General features: G+C 67.1%; 14 protein-coding genes. 1 reads left to right on the top strand and 13 read right to left on the bottom strand.

Features of this window, described 5'->3' with window-relative positions:
- Positions 1–20: 20 nt before the first annotated feature.
- The 4 genes from ABQY64_RS03780 to ABQY64_RS03765 all read right to left on the bottom strand — a co-directional run bounded on the left by ABQY64_RS03780 (position 21) and on the right by ABQY64_RS03765 (position 4,559).
- Positions 21–2,180 carry a carboxy terminal-processing peptidase gene (locus ABQY64_RS03780; RefSeq protein WP_180971171.1) on the bottom strand — a complete coding sequence of 720 codons (2,160 nt, stop codon included), beginning with the start codon at positions 2,178–2,180 and terminating at the stop codon, positions 21–23.
- Positions 2,181–2,565: 385 nt separating this feature from the next.
- Positions 2,566–3,579 carry a lipoyl synthase gene (gene lipA, locus ABQY64_RS03775; protein WP_024939683.1) on the bottom strand — a complete coding sequence of 338 codons (1,014 nt, stop codon included), beginning with the start codon at positions 3,577–3,579 and terminating at the stop codon, positions 2,566–2,568.
- Positions 3,580–3,594: 15 nt separating this feature from the next.
- Positions 3,595–4,293, bottom strand: a complete 699-nt coding sequence (gene lipB, locus ABQY64_RS03770; protein WP_104590663.1) for a lipoyl(octanoyl) transferase LipB — start codon at positions 4,291–4,293, stop codon at positions 3,595–3,597.
- Complete coding sequence (locus tag ABQY64_RS03765) at positions 4,281–4,559, bottom strand: YbeD family protein (protein WP_016900827.1); 279 nt, start codon at positions 4,557–4,559, stop codon at positions 4,281–4,283. Before ABQY64_RS03765 ends, lipB begins: the two co-directional genes overlap by 13 nt.
- A 276-nt stretch (positions 4,560–4,835) precedes the next feature.
- Between ABQY64_RS03765 and ABQY64_RS03760 the strand changes: the two genes are divergently transcribed.
- Positions 4,836–5,897, top strand: coding sequence for a lipid A deacylase LpxR family protein (locus tag ABQY64_RS03760; protein ID WP_039531591.1), 1,062 nt, complete (start codon positions 4,836–4,838; stop codon positions 5,895–5,897).
- Between the two features lie 146 nt (positions 5,898–6,043).
- Here the strand turns inward: ABQY64_RS03760 and ABQY64_RS03755 are convergent, their stop codons facing one another.
- From ABQY64_RS03755 to ABQY64_RS03715, 9 genes are all read right to left on the bottom strand, one after another.
- Positions 6,044–7,249, bottom strand: a complete 1,206-nt coding sequence (locus tag ABQY64_RS03755; RefSeq protein ID WP_349780762.1) for a D-alanyl-D-alanine carboxypeptidase family protein — start codon at positions 7,247–7,249, stop codon at positions 6,044–6,046.
- 259 nt (positions 7,250–7,508) lie between these two features.
- Entirely contained in the window at positions 7,509–8,924 is a 1,416-nt protein-coding gene (locus ABQY64_RS03750) for a septal ring lytic transglycosylase RlpA family protein (protein ID WP_349780763.1), read from the bottom strand.
- Complete coding sequence (mltB, locus tag ABQY64_RS03745; protein ID WP_104573340.1) at positions 8,921–10,060, bottom strand: lytic murein transglycosylase B; 1,140 nt, start codon at positions 10,058–10,060, stop codon at positions 8,921–8,923. Before mltB ends, ABQY64_RS03750 begins: the two co-directional genes overlap by 4 nt.
- 413 nt (positions 10,061–10,473) lie before the next feature.
- Positions 10,474–11,874 (bottom strand): glycoside hydrolase family 28 protein, encoded by a 1,401-nt coding sequence (locus tag ABQY64_RS03740; RefSeq protein ID WP_102583395.1) that lies wholly within the window; start codon positions 11,872–11,874, stop codon positions 10,474–10,476.
- 287 nt (positions 11,875–12,161) lie between these two features.
- On the bottom strand, positions 12,162–13,280 hold the full coding sequence (rodA, locus tag ABQY64_RS03735) for a rod shape-determining protein RodA (RefSeq protein WP_024940727.1): 1,119 nt from the start codon (positions 13,278–13,280) through the stop codon (positions 12,162–12,164).
- Entirely contained in the window at positions 13,277–15,337 is a 2,061-nt protein-coding gene (gene mrdA, locus ABQY64_RS03730; RefSeq protein ID WP_102583394.1) for a penicillin-binding protein 2, read from the bottom strand. The genes rodA and mrdA overlap by 4 nt, the downstream gene beginning before the upstream one ends.
- Positions 15,338–15,340: 3 nt before the next feature.
- Positions 15,341–15,826, bottom strand: coding sequence for a rod shape-determining protein MreD (gene mreD / locus ABQY64_RS03725; RefSeq protein ID WP_016900812.1), 486 nt, complete (start codon positions 15,824–15,826; stop codon positions 15,341–15,343).
- Positions 15,823–17,076 carry a rod shape-determining protein MreC gene (mreC, locus tag ABQY64_RS03720; RefSeq protein WP_104561886.1) on the bottom strand — a complete coding sequence of 418 codons (1,254 nt, stop codon included), beginning with the start codon at positions 17,074–17,076 and terminating at the stop codon, positions 15,823–15,825. Before mreC ends, mreD begins: the two co-directional genes overlap by 4 nt.
- Positions 17,077–17,248: 172 nt before the next feature.
- Positions 17,249–18,295 (bottom strand): rod shape-determining protein, encoded by a 1,047-nt coding sequence (locus ABQY64_RS03715; RefSeq protein ID WP_006452025.1) that lies wholly within the window; start codon positions 18,293–18,295, stop codon positions 17,249–17,251.
- Between the last annotated feature and the right edge of the window lie 179 nt (positions 18,296–18,474).

Genomic DNA, 18,474 nt, shown 5'->3' with positions numbered 1-18,474 from the left:
GTCAGCTGTTCGGCAAACGATCAGTCGGCCCAACGCCCCGGCGCGGTCGACTGCGGCAGCACCTGCGCCGACAGCGGCTGATCCTGCGACAGCAGGCCCAGCGCATCGGCGAGGATGGCGGCCGATTCGTGCAGCAATGGATCCGGGCGCTTTTCTGCGGCCTTCTCGCGCGCGGTGTCCTTGACGATATCGCGCTCGTTGCCGGTCAGGCCGTCGTCGCTGTCTTCGGCAAGCGGGTCCAGCGGCAGGCCCAGCTGCTTGCGCACCTGCTGGCGATCCTTGCGCTGCTGATCCTGCTTCTGACGCTCGGCAACGCGCTCGGCTTCGTTCAACGAGATGTACTTCTTGGCCTTCTCATCGCGGAACTGCTTCACGTCCTCTTCCCACCACTGGAATTCCTTGTCGGTGGCAATGCGTGCGGTATGCAGGCCCTGCAATTTGGGCAGCAGCGGCGCGAAGTTGCCGTACTGGGTGTGCGGTGCGGCGGCAATGCGCGTCCACGGCAGCGCGTTGTCGTAGGTGCTCTCACCGAACTCGGTGGCATCCACGCTGGCCGGGAATGCGATGTCCGGCACCACGCCCTTGTGCTGGGTGCTGGAGCCGCTGACGCGGAAGAACTGCGCGATCGTCAGCTTGACCTGCCCGTAGCGCTGCCCTTCTGCCGCCGGCCAGCGGTCCAGGTCGACGATGTTCTGCACAGTGCCCTTGCCGAAGCTGGTTTCACCGATCACCAGACCGCGACCGTAATCCTGGATGGCACCGGCAAAGATCTCCGAGGCGGATGCCGAGCCGCGGTTGATCAGCACGCCCAGCGGACCATCCCAGGCCACCTTGGGATTGCTGTCGCCATTGACGGTGACCCGGCCGCCGGATTCGCGCACCTGCACCACCGGGCCCTGCTCGATAAACAGGCCGGTGAGCTCGATCGCCTCGTCCAGCGAACCGCCGCCGTTGTTGCGCAGGTCCAGCACCACGCCGTCAACCTTGTCGGTCTTGAAGCCGGCCAGCAGCTTGGCGACGTCACGCGTTGCCGAGGCATAGTCGGTCGCGTTACGACGACGGCCTTCGAAATCCTGATAGAAGCCCGGCAGCTTGATGATGCCGATGCGGCGCTCCGGCTCGCTGCCCTTGGCCGGCAGGGTGATGGTCTCGCCCTTGGCGGCCTGCTCGGCCAAGCGCACCTTCTGCCGGGTCAGCGTCACGGTGCGGTGCTTGCCGTCGATGCCCGATTCGGCCGGGATGTATTCCAGGCGCACCTGGGTGTCCTTGCTGCCGCGGATCTTGGCGACCACATCGTCGATGCGCCAGCCGATCACATCCTCGATCGCGCCGTTCTTGGCCTGGCCCACGCCGACGATACGATCGCCCGGCTTGAGCGTGCCATCCACTGCCGCCGGACCGCCGGGGATGACCTCGCGGATCACCACCATGTCGTCCTGCTTCTGCAGCTGCGCACCGATGCCTTCCAGCGACAACGACATCTGCTGATTGAAGGTTTCTGCGGTGCGAGGGGTGAAGTAATCGGTGTGCGGATCGACCGCATTGGTGTAGGCGTTGACGAAGAACTGGAACACGTCCTCGCCCTTCAACTGCTTGACCGAATCGGCCAGCGAGACATAACGCTTATCCAGCGTCTTGCGAATGTCGTCAGGCTTCTTGCCGGCCAGCTTCAGGCGCAGCCAATCGTTCATCACCGACTGCCGCCACAGCACGTCCAGCTGCTTGTCGTCTGCCGCCCACGGCACGTCCTTGCGGTCGTACTCGAACTTGTCGGTGCCGGAAAAATCGAAGTCCTGCTTGAGCAGGTCGCGCGCGTACTTGACGCGCTGATCGACGCGCTTCTTGTAGACCGAAAACACCTGGAACGCCGGCTCCAGATTGCCGCCACGCAGCGCATCGCCAACGCCCGTCTGCAACGGCGCAAAGCTATCGATGTCGGCCTGGGTAAAGAACTGTTTGCTGCCGTCCAGGGTTTCCAGATAGCGCTTGAAGACGTCCTTGGACATCGCCTCGTCCAGCGTGCGCGGACGGTAGGCATAGCGGCTGTCGGAGAGCAGACCGTAGACCAGCTTGGTCGCGGTGGCCTGGTCGGGCGTGGCTGCGGCCGGCAACGCCGTGTCGGCGCGTGCGAGCAAGGCCATCGGAGTAGTCAACACCAGCGCCAGCAGGCCGGCCTTCATGGACGTAGAAACGTTGTAGGTCATCGAATGGCTCTCGGCACAGGGCCGACGAAAGAAAGGCGGTGAACGGATCAGACAGCATGACAGTGCCGAAAGTTGCTGGCGTTGTCATCCACTGGCTGAATCAGCCTAGCGCCGGGCCTGTAGCGGATTGTGAACGCGGCCGTACCCTGCCAGCCAGGAGCAGCGGCCGGAGACGACACGACCCCGCGGTGTGCGGGGTCGTGTGGGTCGTTCTAGCTCGAAATCATCGGAGTTACTCGAGGGCGGTCGCGGGCAGTTCGCGACGACACGCACTCGGCATGTGGCCGGCTGCGGCATCAGATGACGCCAGCACCGGCGGCCGCGCCCGCCTGAGCATGGGCGCAGGCGTTTATCGACTGGCTTAAGCAGCGACGCCCGCGCCGGCGGCCTGACGATCGGCGTGATACGAGGAGCGCACCATCGGCCCGGAAGCGACGTGGCTGAAGCCCAGCGCATTGCCGTAGTCCTCCAGTGCCTTGTATTCCTCCGGCGTCCAGTAGCGCATCACCGGATGGTGATGCGGCGTCGGTTGCAGGTACTGGCCGATGGTGATCATGTCCACATCGTGCGCGCGCAGGTCGCGCAAGGTGGCCTGCACCTGCTCCATCGTCTCGCCCAGGCCGAGCATGATGCCGGACTTGGTGGCGATGGACGGATGCTGCGCCTTGAAACGCTGCAGCAGGGTCAGCGACCACTGGTAGTCGGCACCCGGACGCACGTTCGGGTACAGGTCCGGCACGGTTTCGATGTTGTGGTTGAACACGTCCGGCGGGCTGAGCGCCAGGATCTCCAGTGCGCGGTCCATGCGGCCCTTGCCGCGGAAATCCGGGGTCAGGATCTCGATACGGGTCTTGGGTGAGCTGACCCGGATGGCCGAAATGCAGTCGACGAAATGCTGGGCACCGCCGTCGCGCAGGTCATCGCGATCCACGCTTGTCACCACCACATACTTCAGGCCCATGTCGGCCACGGTGGTGGCCAGGCTGGCCGGCTCGTTTGCATCCGGCGGCTTGGGCCGGCCGTGCGCCACATCGCAGAACGAGCAGCGCCGCGTGCACACCTCGCCCAGGATCATGAAGGTCGCGGTGCCGTGGCTGAAGCACTCGTGGATGTTCGGGCAGCTGGCTTCCTCGCAGACCGTGACCAGGCGGTTTTCGCGCAGCTTGGCCTTGAGGTTCTGCACTGCATTGCCGGACGGAATCCGCACCCGGATCCACGACGGCTTGCGCAGCACCGGCGCATCGACGAACTGCACCGGCGAGCGGTTGATCTTGTCGCCACCGATCTGCTTGACGCCGGTCTGCAGCGGCGCAGGTGCGGCGGTGTCGCCGGAGACGACCTGCAAGGGGATGGAACGGGCGATAGGCTGGGTCATGGCAATAACGGGCGCTCAGGCCGGAAGCGAAAGGTCGGGCAACGCGGAGACAGGCTGCAAGACGAGACCGAACTGGCGCGCCAGCTGATCGAGCAGCACCGCCTTGACGGCGTCCATCCCGGAGGGGCCGCCCAAGTCTAGCACCGAGGTCACCTGCAGGCCCTGGTAGCCACAGGGGTTGATGCGGTGGAACGGCTCCAGGTCCATCGCCACATTGAACGACAGGCCGTGGAAGGTGCAGCCGCGCCGCACCCGGATCCCGAGCGCGGCGATCTTGGCCCCGCCCACGTACACGCCCGGCGCGCCCTCGCGGCGCTCGGCGACGATATTCCACTCGTCCAGCGTGTCGATCAGTGCCTGCTCGATCCTGCACACGTAATCGCGCACGCCGATCTTGAGCCGGCGCAGGTCCAGCAGCGGATAGACCACCAGCTGGCCGGGGCCGTGATAGGTCACCTGGCCGCCGCGATCGACCTGCAGCACCGGAATCTCGCCCGGCGCCAGCACATGCTCGGGCTTGCCGGCCTGGCCCAGCGTAAACACCGGCGCATGCTCGACCACCCACACTTCGTCTGCGGTGGCCTCATCACGCGCATCGGTGAAACGCTGCATCGCACGCCACACCGGGGCGTACTCCTGTCGACCGAGGTCGCGCAACTGCGCCGGCAGCACGGGAACGGGGCTTTCCACTGCCTGGACCGCTACAGCGTCCACTTCACTTCCGGGTGATCGCGCAGCGCCTGGTGCGCAGCGTCGAACTGCTCGCGGCTCTCGGCGCGGAAGCCGATCTTGACCGAGACATATTTGCCGCTGGACGAATGCTTCCAGCTGATGCTTTCCTCCAGCAGCTCCACACCGGTGGCGGCGAGCAGGCGCGGAAGTTCGCTTTCCAGCCCGCGCTCGGCCGCGCCCATGGCGCTGAGCTCGAAGGTACCGGGAAACTGGAAGCCGTGATCGGGGTTGTCGGTGCTGATTTCCATCCGCCCATTATCGGGACGATGGCGGACAAACCCAAGCCCGCACCGGTCGAACGGATGGACGCGTCACGGCCGGGGAGCCGGGCGGGCGGCCCCCAACTTTCAGCAAGAATCTGTCATTACAGTCCCGGACCAAACACAGCTACGTGCCGGTGATGGTTCTACACGGCGGGGCGCCGGCAGAAAATGCCTTCTGCTCCTGCGCACGTTCACGCGGCGCAGCAGCGGCCGCAGGCACCTTTGCTGAACATCGTCCTTTCCTACCTTTCCAGGCCCTCCATGCTTCGACCGCGCGCGTTGTCCGCTGCCCTGCTGCTCTCTCTTTCCGGGCTGTCGCTGCCGGCCCTGGCTGCCGACCAGTGCGACTCCAGCAGAATGAGCCGGACGCCGCCGGCGGTGAACTTCCGGGTCGACAACGACCTGTTCGGCGGGGAGGATCAGGACCAGGGCTATTCCAACGGCGCGGTGCTGACGCTGGTGTCGCCCAACCTGGTCGACTACACCGACGACCCCTGCCTGCCGCGCACCGCGCGCTGGGTCAACGGCTACCTGGAGCGCCTGCATCCGGGCGAGTTCGACCAGCAGAACATGGTGTTCTCGATCGGCCAGGCGATTTTCACTCCCACCGATCCCACCCGCCGCGATGTGATCCCGGACGATCGCCCGTATGCGGGCATCCTGCTGGCGAGCTTCGGCTACAACGCGCGCAACGATGCGCATCTGCGCACCACCCAGCTGCAGGTCGGCGTGGTCGGCCCGTGGGCATTTGCTCAGGAAGCGCAGGATGCGATCCACGATGTGCTGGGCGACGAAAAATTCCAGGGCTGGGACAACCAGCTGCATAACGAGCCGCTGATCAACCTGGTGCACGAGCGCATGCGCCGCTGGCCGGGCGATGCGGCAGTCAATGCGGACGGCTTCGGCTGGGATTTCATCTCGCATTGGGGCGGCGCGGTCGGCAACATGGCCACGCATCTGAATGCCGGTGGCGAGGTGCGCTTCGGCTGGAAGCTGCCGGACGACTTCGGCAGCACCCCGACCCGCCCGGCCGGCGAGAACACCGCCCCCAGCCGGCTCGGACGCGCCAGCGGCTGGTCGGGCCATCTGTTCCTAACAACCGATGCGCGCTGGGTGCTGCGCGACATCACCCTGGACGGCAACACCTTCCGCAACAGCCACAGCGTGGACAAGCGCCCGTTCGTGGGCGATGTCGGCTACGGCCTGGCGGTGATGTACGGCCGCTGGAAGTTCGCCATCGCCCGCTACCACCGCACCCGCGAATTCGACACCCAGCGCGAAACGCCGGTGTATGGCAGTTTCACGATCAGTCGGATGCTTTGAGGGCTGGGATTGGGGAGTCGGGATTGGGGATTCGCAACAGCGGGGCTGCTGGTGCTTCGCTGCTGCTCTCGCCTTTGCCAATCCCGAATCTCCAATTCCCAATCACCGCAAAGAAAAAGCCGGCTTTCGCCGGCTTTTTCTTTGGATCACTCTGATTCCCACCACATCCAGAACGCATCCCAGAGGCGTTTGAAGAAGCCGCCCTCGTCGACTGCGTTGATGGCGACCAGCGGGGCCTGGGCGATGATCTTGCCGTCCAGGCTGACCTTGACGGTGCCGATCTGCTGGCCCTGCTTGATCGGGGCCTGCAGGTTCTTGGCCACCTCCATGCTGGGCTTGAGGTCGTTGTAGCGGCCGCGCTGCAGGCTGACCAGCAGTGGCTGGGCCACGCCGAGCTGCACTTCGTCCTGCTGGCCCTTCCAGACCTTCTGCTTGGTCACGACCTTGCCGGGCGCATACAGGCTGTGGGTTTCGAAGAAGCGGAAGCCCCAGTTAAGCAGGGCCAGGCTGTCGTCGGCGCGCTGGCGCTCGGACGAATCGCCCATCACCACCGCCACCAGGCGCTGGTCGCCGCGCTTGGCCGAGCTCAGCAGGCAGTAGCCGGCCTCGGAGGTGTGGCCGGTCTTGATGCCGTCCACCGCCGGGTCGCGCCACAACAGCAGGTTGCGGTTGTTCTGCTTGATGCTGCCGACCTGGAATTCCTTGATCTTGTTGTAGGCATAGGTCTCCGGGTAATCGCGCACCATCGCGCGGCCCAGCATCGCCAGGTCGTAGGCGGTGGAATGGTGACCTTCGGCGCTGAGGCCGTGCGCGTTGACGAAGTAGGAGTCCTTCATGCCGATCTTGGCGGCGTAGCTGTTCATCAGCGAGGCGAAGGCTTCTTCGCTGCCGGCCACATGCTCGGCCAGTGCGATCGCGGCATCGTTGCCGGACTGGATCGCCATGCCCTTTTCCATGTCTTCCAGACGCGCGGTCTGGTTGACCGGGAAGCCGCTGTAGCTGCCGTCGGTGCCGGCACCGCCCTCGCGCCAGGCGCGCTCGCTCATCATGACCTGGTCGTCGCGCTTGACCTTGCCATTCTTGATTTCGGCAGCGACCACGTAGGACGTCATCACCTTGGTGATGCTGGCCGGCGCCAGCTGCTGGTGGATGTTTTCACCGGCCAGCACCTGCCCGGTGGCGTAATCCATCAGGATCCAGGACTTGGACACCGCCGGCGCGGGTGCGGGCGGAACCGGGACGGCGGCCGGCGCAGCGGCAACGGCAGGCGTCGGCTGCGGCGCAGGGGTCTGCGCGCAGACCAGGCCAAAGGCGAACGTGGCCACCGCAGCGGCGGCGAAGCGGAATTTCATTGAAGAACGACTCCTGACGGGCCCGAAGGCTGGGTAATGCGAAATTGTAAGGCGCCACGGCGATCAGGGCGACGCGCGCGATGCTGCGCGCGCCTGCGCAGTTCAGCGATGGCGGCAGACGACGCGCCGAACCTGGCTGACGCACTGGGCGATCGAGCAAGCTGCATGGGGCGCGTCGTGATCGCGGCTGCCCAACGCTACCTGTCGATAGCGGGCGCCGGGCTACCTGCCGACGCCCAGGCTGCCGGATCGATCGTGGCTAGTTGGCGACGATCTGCGGGCGCCCGAAGCCCAGGCCAGCGATGCGCTGCGCGATTTCCGAGGCATTGGCGTGATCGCGCGCGTTGACGCGCAGCCGCCACAAGGTGCGACCGCCGCTGACGATGTCACTGACGCTGGCACCGGCAATCCCGGCCGAGGCAAGCTGCGACAGCGCGCGGTTGGCGTTTTCGCGGCTGGCGAAACTGGCCACCTGCAACAGGATGTCGCCCAGTGCCGCCTCGGCCACGCTCGGCGCCTTGACCGGTACCGGTTCGCTCCTGAGCGGACGTGCCGGCGCGCTGTCGGCGGGCTTGATCGCCGCCACCGCGACCGGGGCGGCTGGCGCGACCGCCACCGCGACAGCCGAGGCAGGCCGAGGCGCGGCGGCAGCCGGCTTGCCGGTGGCCACGCGCACGCCCTGCGACTTCATCCAGGCATCGAAGTTGTCGGCGTTGCCGGGCTGGCGCGAATCGGCCACGCGGTAGCGCCAACGCTCGCCCGCGGGAACCGCAGCAGCCCCTGCACTGCCTGCCGCCACGGCGACCACCGGAGCGGCGGCACTGGAAGCCACTGCGCGCGGGGCGGCGGCCGGCACGGTGCGGGTGGGCAGGCGCTGTACCAACCCATCGATCTGGCTGGCGCTGGTAGCCGGCTGTGCGGCGGCCACCGCGGTGCGGACCGGCGCGCTGCCGCTGCGGCGCTTGGCCAGCAGATTGCCGTTGTCGGCTTCGGTCAGGCCGCGTACCTCGACGTTGCCAGTGCCCTTGCCGGTGATCCCCAGCTTGACCGCAGCGGCGTAGCTCAGATCGATCACGCGGCCATCGTGGAACGGGCCGCGGTCGTTGACGCGCACCACCACCGAGTCGCCGGTGTCGGTGTTGGTCACCAGGGCGAAGCTGGGCAACGGCAAGGTCTTGTGGGCGGCGGTGAAGGCGTACATGTCGTAGACCTCCTTGTTGGAGGTCAGCCGGCCGTGGAATTTGCTGCCGTAATACGAGGCGGTTCCGCGTTCGACATAGTCGCCGGGGTTGTCCATCACCACGTAGCGTTTGCCCAGCACCTCATACGGCGAGCGGTTGCCCACCGCCGAGCGCGGCTCGTTGGTGACCAGCGGTTCGGGGATGCAGGCCACATTGGGCACGTGGTCCGGCGTGGTGTCCTTGACGCCGGGCTTGTACAGGCCGCCGGCGGTGTAGTCGCCGCGCGTGGACGGGTCTTCCTTGGCGGGTGCGTAGGGCGAGGTCGAGGGGCAACCGGTGGCCACATACGCCGGCCCCTTGCCGTCGACCTTGACGCCCTTGATCGCGCCGCTGCCGCCGGTGCCGGCGCTTTTCTTCGGTGCACTGCTACAGGCCGCCAGGCCGAGCATCAGCGCCATCGGGATCAGCCACTTGGGACCTGTCGTGCTGTTCATGCCGGGGGTAACTCCTTGCCGGCGATGGCCTCGGACAGCTGGAACACGGCCATCGCGTACATCTTGGAAATGTTGTAACGGGTGATCGCGTAGAAATTCTGGAAGCCCAGCCAGTACTGCTTGCCGTTGGCATCGTCCAGGGTGATCGGGGTGGCGGTGCTGCCGGCCACCACCGGGGCATTCGGGTGATAGCCGCGCGCAGAGAGGTCGGCCAGCGTGTACACCGGCGACCAGTCGGTGGGATTGAATTCCTCGTGGCCGGCGGCCAGCGTGGCCGGCACCGCGACCTGGCCACCGCGCACCCAACCGCCCTTCTTGACGAAGTAGTTGGCGACCGAGGCGAACACGTCGTTGTGGTCGGTGAACAGGTTGCGCTTGCCGTCGGCGTCGCCGTCGACGGCGAACTGGCGGTAGCTGGACGGCATGAACTGGCCCATGCCCATCGCGCCGGCATAGCTGCCGATCAGCGTGGTGACATCGAGCTGCTCTTCCTTGCCGAGCGCGAACAGCTGGCCGAGTTCATCGCGGAAGAACAGCTCGCGACGCACTTCGCGTTCGAGCTTGGCCGGGTCGCCGCTGCGCGGGTAGCGGAACGCCAGCGTGTACAGCGCGTCCAGCACGCGGTACTTGCCGGCATTGCTGCCGTAACTGGTCTCCACTCCGATGATGGCCACGATCACCTGCGCCGGCACGCCGGTGGCCGCTTCGACCTTGATCAGCTCGGCACGATGCTCGGCCAGGAACTTGCGGCCGCCATCGATCCGCGCCTGGGTGATGAACATCGGGCGGTATTCGTTCCACGGTTTGACCCGCTCGGCCGGGCGCGACATCGCGGTGACGATGGCGTCCTTGAATTGCGCCTGCGCCAGCACTGCTTCGATCTGTGCGGCGTCGATGCCGTACTTGGCGGCGGTGTCGCGCACGAAGTTGGCGCGGGCGATCTCGAACGGCACCGGGGTCAGGTCCACCGGCGGCAGCGCGGGCGCTTCGGCGGCGGCACTGACGGGCGCGACCGGGGCGCTCGGCGGCTTGGCCGGGGGCGCGCTGGCGGCCGGCGGCGGGGTCGGAGGGCTGGGCTGAGTCGCGCAGGCGACAAGGCCGAGGGTGAGCAGGCAGGTCAGAGTGCGTCGAATCATCGGCCGAGGGTAACAGAGAACAGATGAACTTCTGGCAATAAGACCATGAAAGGAAAGAGCTTTAGTTTGCCGCTTTGGGCGGCAGGGAATTTGGGAGGGGGATTGGGGATGGGTTTGGGTGCCGCGGGAATGGGGAATGGGGAATGGGGAATGGGGAATGGGGAATGGGGAATGGGGAATGGGGAATGGGGAATGGGGATTCGGGATTCGGGATTCGGGAGTTGTGGGGTGCGGGGTGCGGGGTGCTCGCGTGCCGACCGGGGTTGTCTGGTGGACCGTGGCGAGGCGTTGCGTTTTTGCGGCATGCCGTGGGCCTGCTTCTGGCTTCTTCATCTGACCGCATGAGTGGCAGGTTTTGCTTCCTTTGATGTCACTCCGGCCATCAGGCGCGGCCGGTGGCCGCGCCTGGTCGATTACAGGGCCGGGAAGCGTGGCGCAGTCGAGCAGGTGGGTACGCTGCCACTGAGTTGCACGCTGGACGTGATGACGTTGCTGCCGGTCGGGGTGAGCGCGCTGTTGCTCAGCCCGATCTGCGCATCGCTGGCGGAGACCGCGGTATTGCCGGTGGCCACATTGGCCAGCGTCAGGTCCAGCGGCGTCTGCGCATCGAAGCCTTTCAGGATCCAGCCCTTGCCCTTGAGGCCGACATCGCCGGTGGTGCGCAGGCCGTTGACGACGATCCCGACGAAGCTGGGCTTGGTGCCGCTACCGCCCACCGAATAGAACGGGTTGATCACCAGCGGGCTGGTCACCCCGTACAGGCAGGTATTGCGATAGGTGACCAGGCTGACCGGGCCGCCCTTGGCAAGGCTGGTCTTGATGCGCAAGCCGGTATTGTCGGTACTGCGATTGCCGACATCGTCGGTGGCGGTGATGGCGTTGTTGTCGACCAGCACGTTGTTGACCCCGGACATCACCTCGCTGCCGATCGAGATGCCGTGGGTGCCGTAGCAGCGGTTGTCGCGCACGCTGATGTTGCCGGACTTGGACGCAATGGTCTTGATCGCCACGCAGTCGTCGCCGCCCATTACATCGTTGTCGACCAGGCTGGCGTTGACCACGCTGTCCAGGTCCAGGCCGTCGGTGTTGGGGCTGGTCGCCGGCGACTTCACCCGCACGCCCCAGATGGTCAGGCCATCGACGATATGCGCGAAGAAATGGAAGTACGCCGCATTGATCAGATTGATGTTGTAGAGGGTGAACGTGTTGGAGTTCTGCACCTTGACCAGGTCCGGGCTGTTCTGCACCTGGCCGGCAGCCTTGGCGTTTTCGCCGAACTCCCACCAGGTGGTGCTCTTGCCGAGCATGGGCAGGTCGCCGCGCCCGTCGATCGTGCCCTGACGCCCGCCGGTGCGTACGCCCATCACGCCCGACCTGGTGCCCTTGACGCTGATCAGCGGCAGGCAGCCGCCGCTCTTGGCGCCTGCGACACCGCAACCGCTGCCGTAGTCGGCCGGATTGCGCGAGCCGTACAGGGTCACGCCCTGATCGACGACCAGGGTGACGCCGGTGGGAATGGTCAGCGGGCCGCTGAGAAACGCGTTGCCGGTACCCGCCTTGAGCAGCACGCTGCCGTTCTTGCCGGTGCAGGCAGTCAGCGCGGCCTGGATGGCTTTGGTGTCGGGCGGCGCGCTTTCCAGCGCGGCGTCGAACAGCCGCCCGCTTGGCGTGTGGCTCGCGCTCACCGGCTGGCAGGTGGCGGGAATCGCCGGCTCGGAGACCGCGCGCGTATCGCCGGTGGCAAGGTTGATGGCGCCGGCGTGTGCGGCGAACGTAAGACAGACACCGCCGATCGCGGCGGTTAGCAATTTCATGGAAGAGGTCACCTGGAAGAGGAATGGCGCAGGACGGCGGCGCATCGGACTCTACGGAGCGACGCGCCCATTCACAGAAGGCGAGCGAACCCGATGCCGCATGCGCGAAGCGGCACCGCGCCGGAATGTCGTCATTGCAACGCAGCGCGCAGAACCGCGCGCGCCCTGCGCAGCGTCAGCTGCGTGTCATGGGCCTGTCGCCAGCGGCGTGCTGCGCCTGGCCAGGTGTGATTGGCTCTTTCGACATGGGTGAGTGCCTGTCAGCGTCGGCTGCAGAACGTGCCGGCTCAGTAGCCGTGCACCGGGCGGTGCGCCTTGACCGCCATCACCAGGCCCAGCCCGGCCAGTAGCGATACCGCCGAGGTACCGCCGTAACTCATCAGCGGCATCGGCACGCCCACCACCGGCAGCAGGCCGGAAATCATGCCGCCGTTGACCAGCACGTAGACGAAGAAGGCCAGGCCGGTGGCACCGGCGACCAGGCGCGAATAGGTGTCGCGCGCCTGCGAGGCGATCCACAGGCAGCGCGCGATCACGATCAGGTACAGGCTGAGCACGGTCGCCACGCCGATCCAGCCGAACTCCTCGCTGAGCACCGAGAATGCAAAGTCGGTGGTCTGTTCGGGAATGAAGTTCAGATGCGACTGCGAGCCCAGCCCCCAGCCCTTGCCGTCGAAACCGCCCGAGCCAATCGCGATCTTGGACTGGATGATGTTCCAGCCGGCGCCCAGCGCATCGTTTTCCGGGTTGAGGAACATCATGATGCGGTCCTTCTGGTACGGCCGCAGCAGCCAGAACCAGGCCACCGGCGCGGCCGCCGAGACGCCGCCCACGCCCACCGCCACCCACCACCACGGCAGGCCGGCCAGCAGCAGCACGAACACGCCACTGGCGGCGATCAGTACGCCGGTGCCGAAGTCCGGCTGCAGCATGATCAGGGCGGTCGGCACGCCGATGATCACGCCGGTCACCAGCACGGTGGAAATGCGCGGCGGCAACGGCATGCGGTGCAGATACCAAGCCGCCATCATCGGCAGGCTGATCTTGAGCAGTTCGGCCGGCTGCAGGTAGAACAGTTTCAGGTCCAGCCACTGGCGGCCGTATTTGCCGGTGCCCAGTGCGAACACCGCCAGCAACGGCAGCATCGACAAGCCGTATACCCACGGCGTCCAGGCGCGCAGGCGCAGCACCGACATGCGCGAAATGCCCCACATCGCGGCCAGGCCGATGACGAAGCGCACGGCTTGCGCCATCACCAGGTGATCGCCGTTGGCGGCGCCGCCCGCGCTCTTGAGCACCGACAGGCCGATCACCATCAGCGCACCCAGCGCCAGGCACAGCACCCAGTCCAGGCTGCGCGTGAAGCGCGCAACCATGTCCACCAGCCAGCGCAGGATGTCACTCAATGGTCGGTCTCCTGGACCGCGTCAGGCACATCCGGCACCACCGGCTGCGCCGGCGTGTTGGGGTCCAACGCCACCGCGGTCTGGCCGATCACCACCGGCAGCTCCTCCAGCGTGGCCGCGGCCGCATCGCCGGCCTGGCGCGCATCGGTGGCGCCGGCTTCGAACTGGTTGACGCCCACCGCGGTCATGCCGAGCTCGCTGTCCAGCGGCTCCAGGCCGGCGGGCAGCTTGCCGAGCAGCCAGGCGTCGAAGATCTTGCGTGCGATCGGCGCTGCCGAGCTGGTACCGAAACCACCGCCCTCCACCGCCACCGCCACTGCGATGACCGGGTTGTCGGCCGGCGCGAAGCCGACGAACAGGCCACGGTGGCGCAGGTGCAGCGGCAGGCTGCGCGGGTCCACCGCGGCCACGCCCTTGCGGCTGACCACCTGCGCGGTGCCGGTCTTGCCGGCCATCTGATACGGCGCGCCCGGCGTGATCGCATAGCCGGTGCCGCCGGGGCGCATGGTGTCCATCATGCCCTCGCGCACCACCTGCAGGTGCGCCGCGCTCGGGCTGATCGGCTTGCCCGGCGGCTGGATCATCGGCTGCCAGGGGTGATCGAAGCCGGTGCGCTGCTCCAGCACAAGGTGCGGGCGCAGCAGCAGCCCACTGGCGATCGCCGAGACGCCACGCACCAGTTGCAGCGGGGTCACCTTCCAGTCGCCCTGGCCGATGGCGATGTTGACGGTGTCGCCGGGATACCAGCGCTCCTTGCGGGTTTTGTACTTGTAGGCCGGCGACGGCAGGATGCCGCCGATCTCGCCGAGCAGGTCCACCCCGGTCGGCTGGCCGAAGCCGTACTCGCCCAGGTAGTGGTCGAAGCGCTCGATGCCCATGTCCACCGCCAGCCGGTAGTAATAGGTATTGACCGACTGGGCGATGGACTTGCGCAGATCGGTCCAGCCATGGCCGCCGCGGTGCGAGTCGCCCCAGCCGCGGCTGACCCCGGGCAGGTAGAACATGCCGGTGGACAGCACCCGGTCTTCCGGCCGGCGCAGGCCGCTGTCCAGGCCGGCCAGCGCGATCAGCGGCTTCAGCGTGGAGCCCGGCGCCACGCCGCCCAGCACCAGCCGGTTGAACTGCGGTCGCGACGGGTTGTCGTTGAGCATCTTGAAATCGGTATGCGAGATGCCGTTGACGAACAGGTTGGGGTCGTAGCTGGGCAGGCTGACCATGCCCAGGATCTCGCCGGTGCGCGGGTCCATCGCGATCGCCGCGCCCTCGTGCTCGCCGAACGCGGCCACCATCGCGCGCTGCAGGTCGGCATCCACCGACAGGCGCAGGTCCGCGCCCGACTGCGGCGCGACCCGGCCGACGGTGCGGATCGCCCGCCCCTGCACGTTGGTTTCGACCTGCTCGTAACCGACCTGGCCGCGCAGGTCCTGCTCGTAATAGCGCTCCAGCCCGGACTTGCCCATGTGGGTGAGCGCGGCATTGCCCTCGCCCAGCACCGCCAGGTCCTTCTCGTCGATGCGGCCGACGTAGCCGATGATGTGCGCGAACAGCGGCCCGTACGGATAGCGCCGGGTCAGGTAGGGCTCCAGCTCCACCCCGGGGAAGCGCCAGCGCTCCACCGCAAAGCGCGCCATTTCCTCATCGCTCATGCGCAGCTTGAGCGTCACCGGCAGGAAGCTGCGGCGCGCGCGCCGCTCGCGATTGAAGCGCTCCAGATCCTCCGGCGCGATCGGAATCACCTTGCCCAGCGCGGCCAGCATGGCGTCCATGTCGGCGACCTTGTCCGGGGTCACGTCCAGGCGGAAGGCCGGCACGTTCTCGGCCAGCAGCCGGCCGGTGCGGTCGTAGATCATGCCGCGCCCGGGCACCACCGGCTTGGGCTTGATGCGGTTGGCTTCCGAGCGCGTGGCATAGACCTCGTGGTCGAGCACCTGCAGCTTGAAATACCAGCCGCCCAGCCCGACCAGGCAGATCACCACCATCACAAAGCCCAGCACCGCACGCCGGCGGAACTGCTCGGCCTCCGCATGCGGGTTCTTCGGGTGACGACGCCCGTGCATGGCTTACTTCTTGCTCCGCTTGCCCAGCCGCACCGCATCCAGCAACACGAACAGCGGCGGCCACAGCGCCATGCCCAGCAGCGGCGCCCACCAGTAGCTCCACGGCAGGGTCGGCTCGCCCACCGCCAGATGCACGGCCGAGGAGACGATGCGGTCGTTGAGCAGCAGCCCGCCGATCGCCAGCGCCTGCTGCGAGACCGGGAAGAAGCGCATCCGCGCGCGGAAGCGCTGCAGGATGAAGGTCATGATCACCAGCCGCAGCGCCTGCTCGCCGAGTAGCCCGCCATACAGCAGGTCTGCCAGCACGCCGGCCACGAAGGCGATGCCCAGCCCGACCCGGTCCGGCTCCTCGATCACCCAGTACGCCAGCACCAGCGCCAGCCAGTACGGACGCAGCGGCTGCACCACCACCGGCAGCGGCAGCAGGCCCAGCACCAACGCGATGACGATGCTCGCCGGCAGGATCCAGGTGTTGCGCATGCGGGTCATTGGTCCGTCTCCTGCGGAGCCGGACGGGATTGGGGAGTAGGGATTGGGGATTGGCTGGAAGCAGCGCCCTGTGGTGGGGACGAACCGGAATCGGGATTCGGGCCGTTGGATGCGGTCGATGCGGGACGGCGGGCGGGCGTGCTGGCCGGGCGGCCGGACGCTGGCGCACTGGACGGCAGCGCGCCGGGCGCGGCAGGTGTCGCTGCGGACCGTGCAGGCGCCGAGGTACCGGTGCCCGATGCCGCGGCGGCCGTCGGGCGCGCGGTATCAGTCGCTGCGCTGGAAACACCGCCCGCAGGCGTGCGCGGTGTCGCAGTCACCGGCGCGCCGGCCGCCGCCGCGACGCCGTTGCTGTTGCCGTTACCAATCCCAACTCCCGAATCCCCAATCCCGGCCCCAGGCACCACCCGCAGCGGCTTGCCAGCACGCAGCAGCAGCACATCGCGGCCGCGATCGAGCTTGGCGGCCGGGGTCAGTTCGCCGACCAGGAAGGCATGGGTGTCGTCCGGGTGCAGTTCGGAGACCTTGCCGACCGGGAAACCGGCCGGGAAGCGGCCACCGAGGCCGGAGGTGACGATTTCGTCGCCCACCTGCACGCCGGCGCTGAGCGGGATGTCGCGCAGTTCCAGCCGGTCGCCGCGGCCGTAGACGATCAGGCGCACGCCGTTGCGCGCCACGCTGACCGGCACCGCGTGGTCGGGGTCGGTCAGCAGCAGCACGGTCGAATGCAGCGGGGTCACTTCGATCACCTGGCCCATCAGCCCGCCGGCATCGATCACCGCCTGGCCCAGCAGCACGCCATCGCGGCTGCCGGCGTCCAGCAGCAGGCGCTGCCGGGTCGGGTCCAGGTCGATATCCAGGATCGGCGCCAGCTGCACGTCCAGCCCACGGCGCTCGGCGACGTTGAGCAGCTCGCGCAGCTGCGCATTGTCCAGCGCAGCGGTCTGCAGCCGGGTCAGGCGCGCGTTGGCCACCAGCAGCTGATTGCGCAGGGTGCGGGTTTCTTCCACCAGTTGCGCATGGGTGGCGGCGTTGTCGCGTACCTGCGAGCCGATCCGCCCCGGCAACCCGGCCACCGCCCAGATCGGCTGGATCAGCAGGTTGGCCTGCAGACGCACCTGGCTCAGCCAGCCCCCCCGGCTATCGAGCGCGATCAGAACGATCGCCAGCACCAGATAGACCAGCAGCCGCAGCGTGGAGGTGACTTCGCCCGGACGGGAGGCGACGGGAGGACCGGCGTAGGAGGGCACTGTCAGGGCCGGGATTGGGGATTCGGAATTGGGGATTCGGGGAGCGGTTGGCTACCCCCGATACGGATGCGGCTAAAACGTAAACTCGCGGAACTGCGGAGCAGTCCTACCGGGCCGTAGGCAGGAACCGCTTTTGCGAATCCCGAATGCCGACTCCCCAATCCCGAACGCTTCACTCCGGCGCGAAGAACTCGTTGCCGTGCATGTCCACCAGCTCCAGCGCACGACCGCCGCCGCGGGCCACGCAGGTGAGCGGGTCGTCGGCGACCTGTACGTGCAGGCCGGTTTCTTCGGAGATCAGGCGGTCCAGGTCGCGCAGCAGTGCGCCGCCGCCGGTGAGCACGATGCCGCGCTCGGCCACGTCGGCACACAGTTCCGGCGGGGTCTGTTCCAGCGCCAGCTTGACCGCCGAGATGATGCCCGACAGCGGCTCGTGCAATGCCTCGAGCACTTCGTTGGAGTTGATCTTGATCATCTTTGGCACGCCTTCGGCAAGATTACGGCCGGAGATTTCCATCTCCTGCACCTCGTCCTGCGGGTAGGCGCAGCCGATCTGCAGCTTGATGCGCTCGGCGGTGGCTTCGCCGATCAGCATGCCGTGGTTGCGGCGCACGTAGTTGGTGATCGACTCGTCGAAACGGTCGCCGCCCACGCGCACCGACTGCGAGTAGACGATGCCGTTGAGCGAGATGACCGCCACTTCGGTGGTGCCGCCGCCGATGTCGATGACCATCGAACCGCGCGCCTCGGTCACCGGCATGCCGGCACCGATCGCGGCGGCCATGGGTTCCTCGATCAGATACACATCGCGCGCACCGGCTTCTTCCGCCGATTCCTTGATGGCGCGGCGCTCGACCTGGGTGGAACCGGCCGGCACGCACACCAGCACGCGCGGGCTCGGGCGCAGGAAGCGCGACTTGTGCACCTTCTTGATGAAGTGCTTCAGCATTGCCTCGGTGTAGGTGAAGTCGGCGATGACGCCGTCCTTCATCGGGCGGATCGTGGTGATGTGGCCCGGGGTGCGGCCGAGCATCTGCTTGGCCTCGGCGCCGACGGCGGCCACCGAGCGCGTGCCGCCGATTGCGCGGTCCTGACGCACCGCCACCACCGAAGGTTCGTTCAGTACGATGCCCTGCCCGCGTACGTAGATCAGCGTATTGGCCGTGCCCAGGTCGATGGACAGGTCGTTGGAGAACATGCCGCGGAGTTTCTTGAACATCGAGGGAGTTGTTCCTGGGTAAGTCGCGTGCCCGCCGCCAGACTGGCGAAATTTTGGGCAGAAAACGAAGTCCACTAGCCTAGCAATCCCCCCCGGTGCGGGCAAGGAAAAATCGGCCGTTGCGGCGTCGTTTTCATGTGCCGGTCACGCCGGGCATGGCATGCGGTTGTGGCCCTGAT

It is taken from the genome of Xanthomonas sp. WHRI 7065 (assembly GCF_040203115.2).
Classification (GTDB): domain Bacteria; phylum Pseudomonadota; class Gammaproteobacteria; order Xanthomonadales; family Xanthomonadaceae; genus Xanthomonas; species Xanthomonas arboricola.
This window is presented reverse-complemented; position numbering and strand designations above follow the sequence as displayed.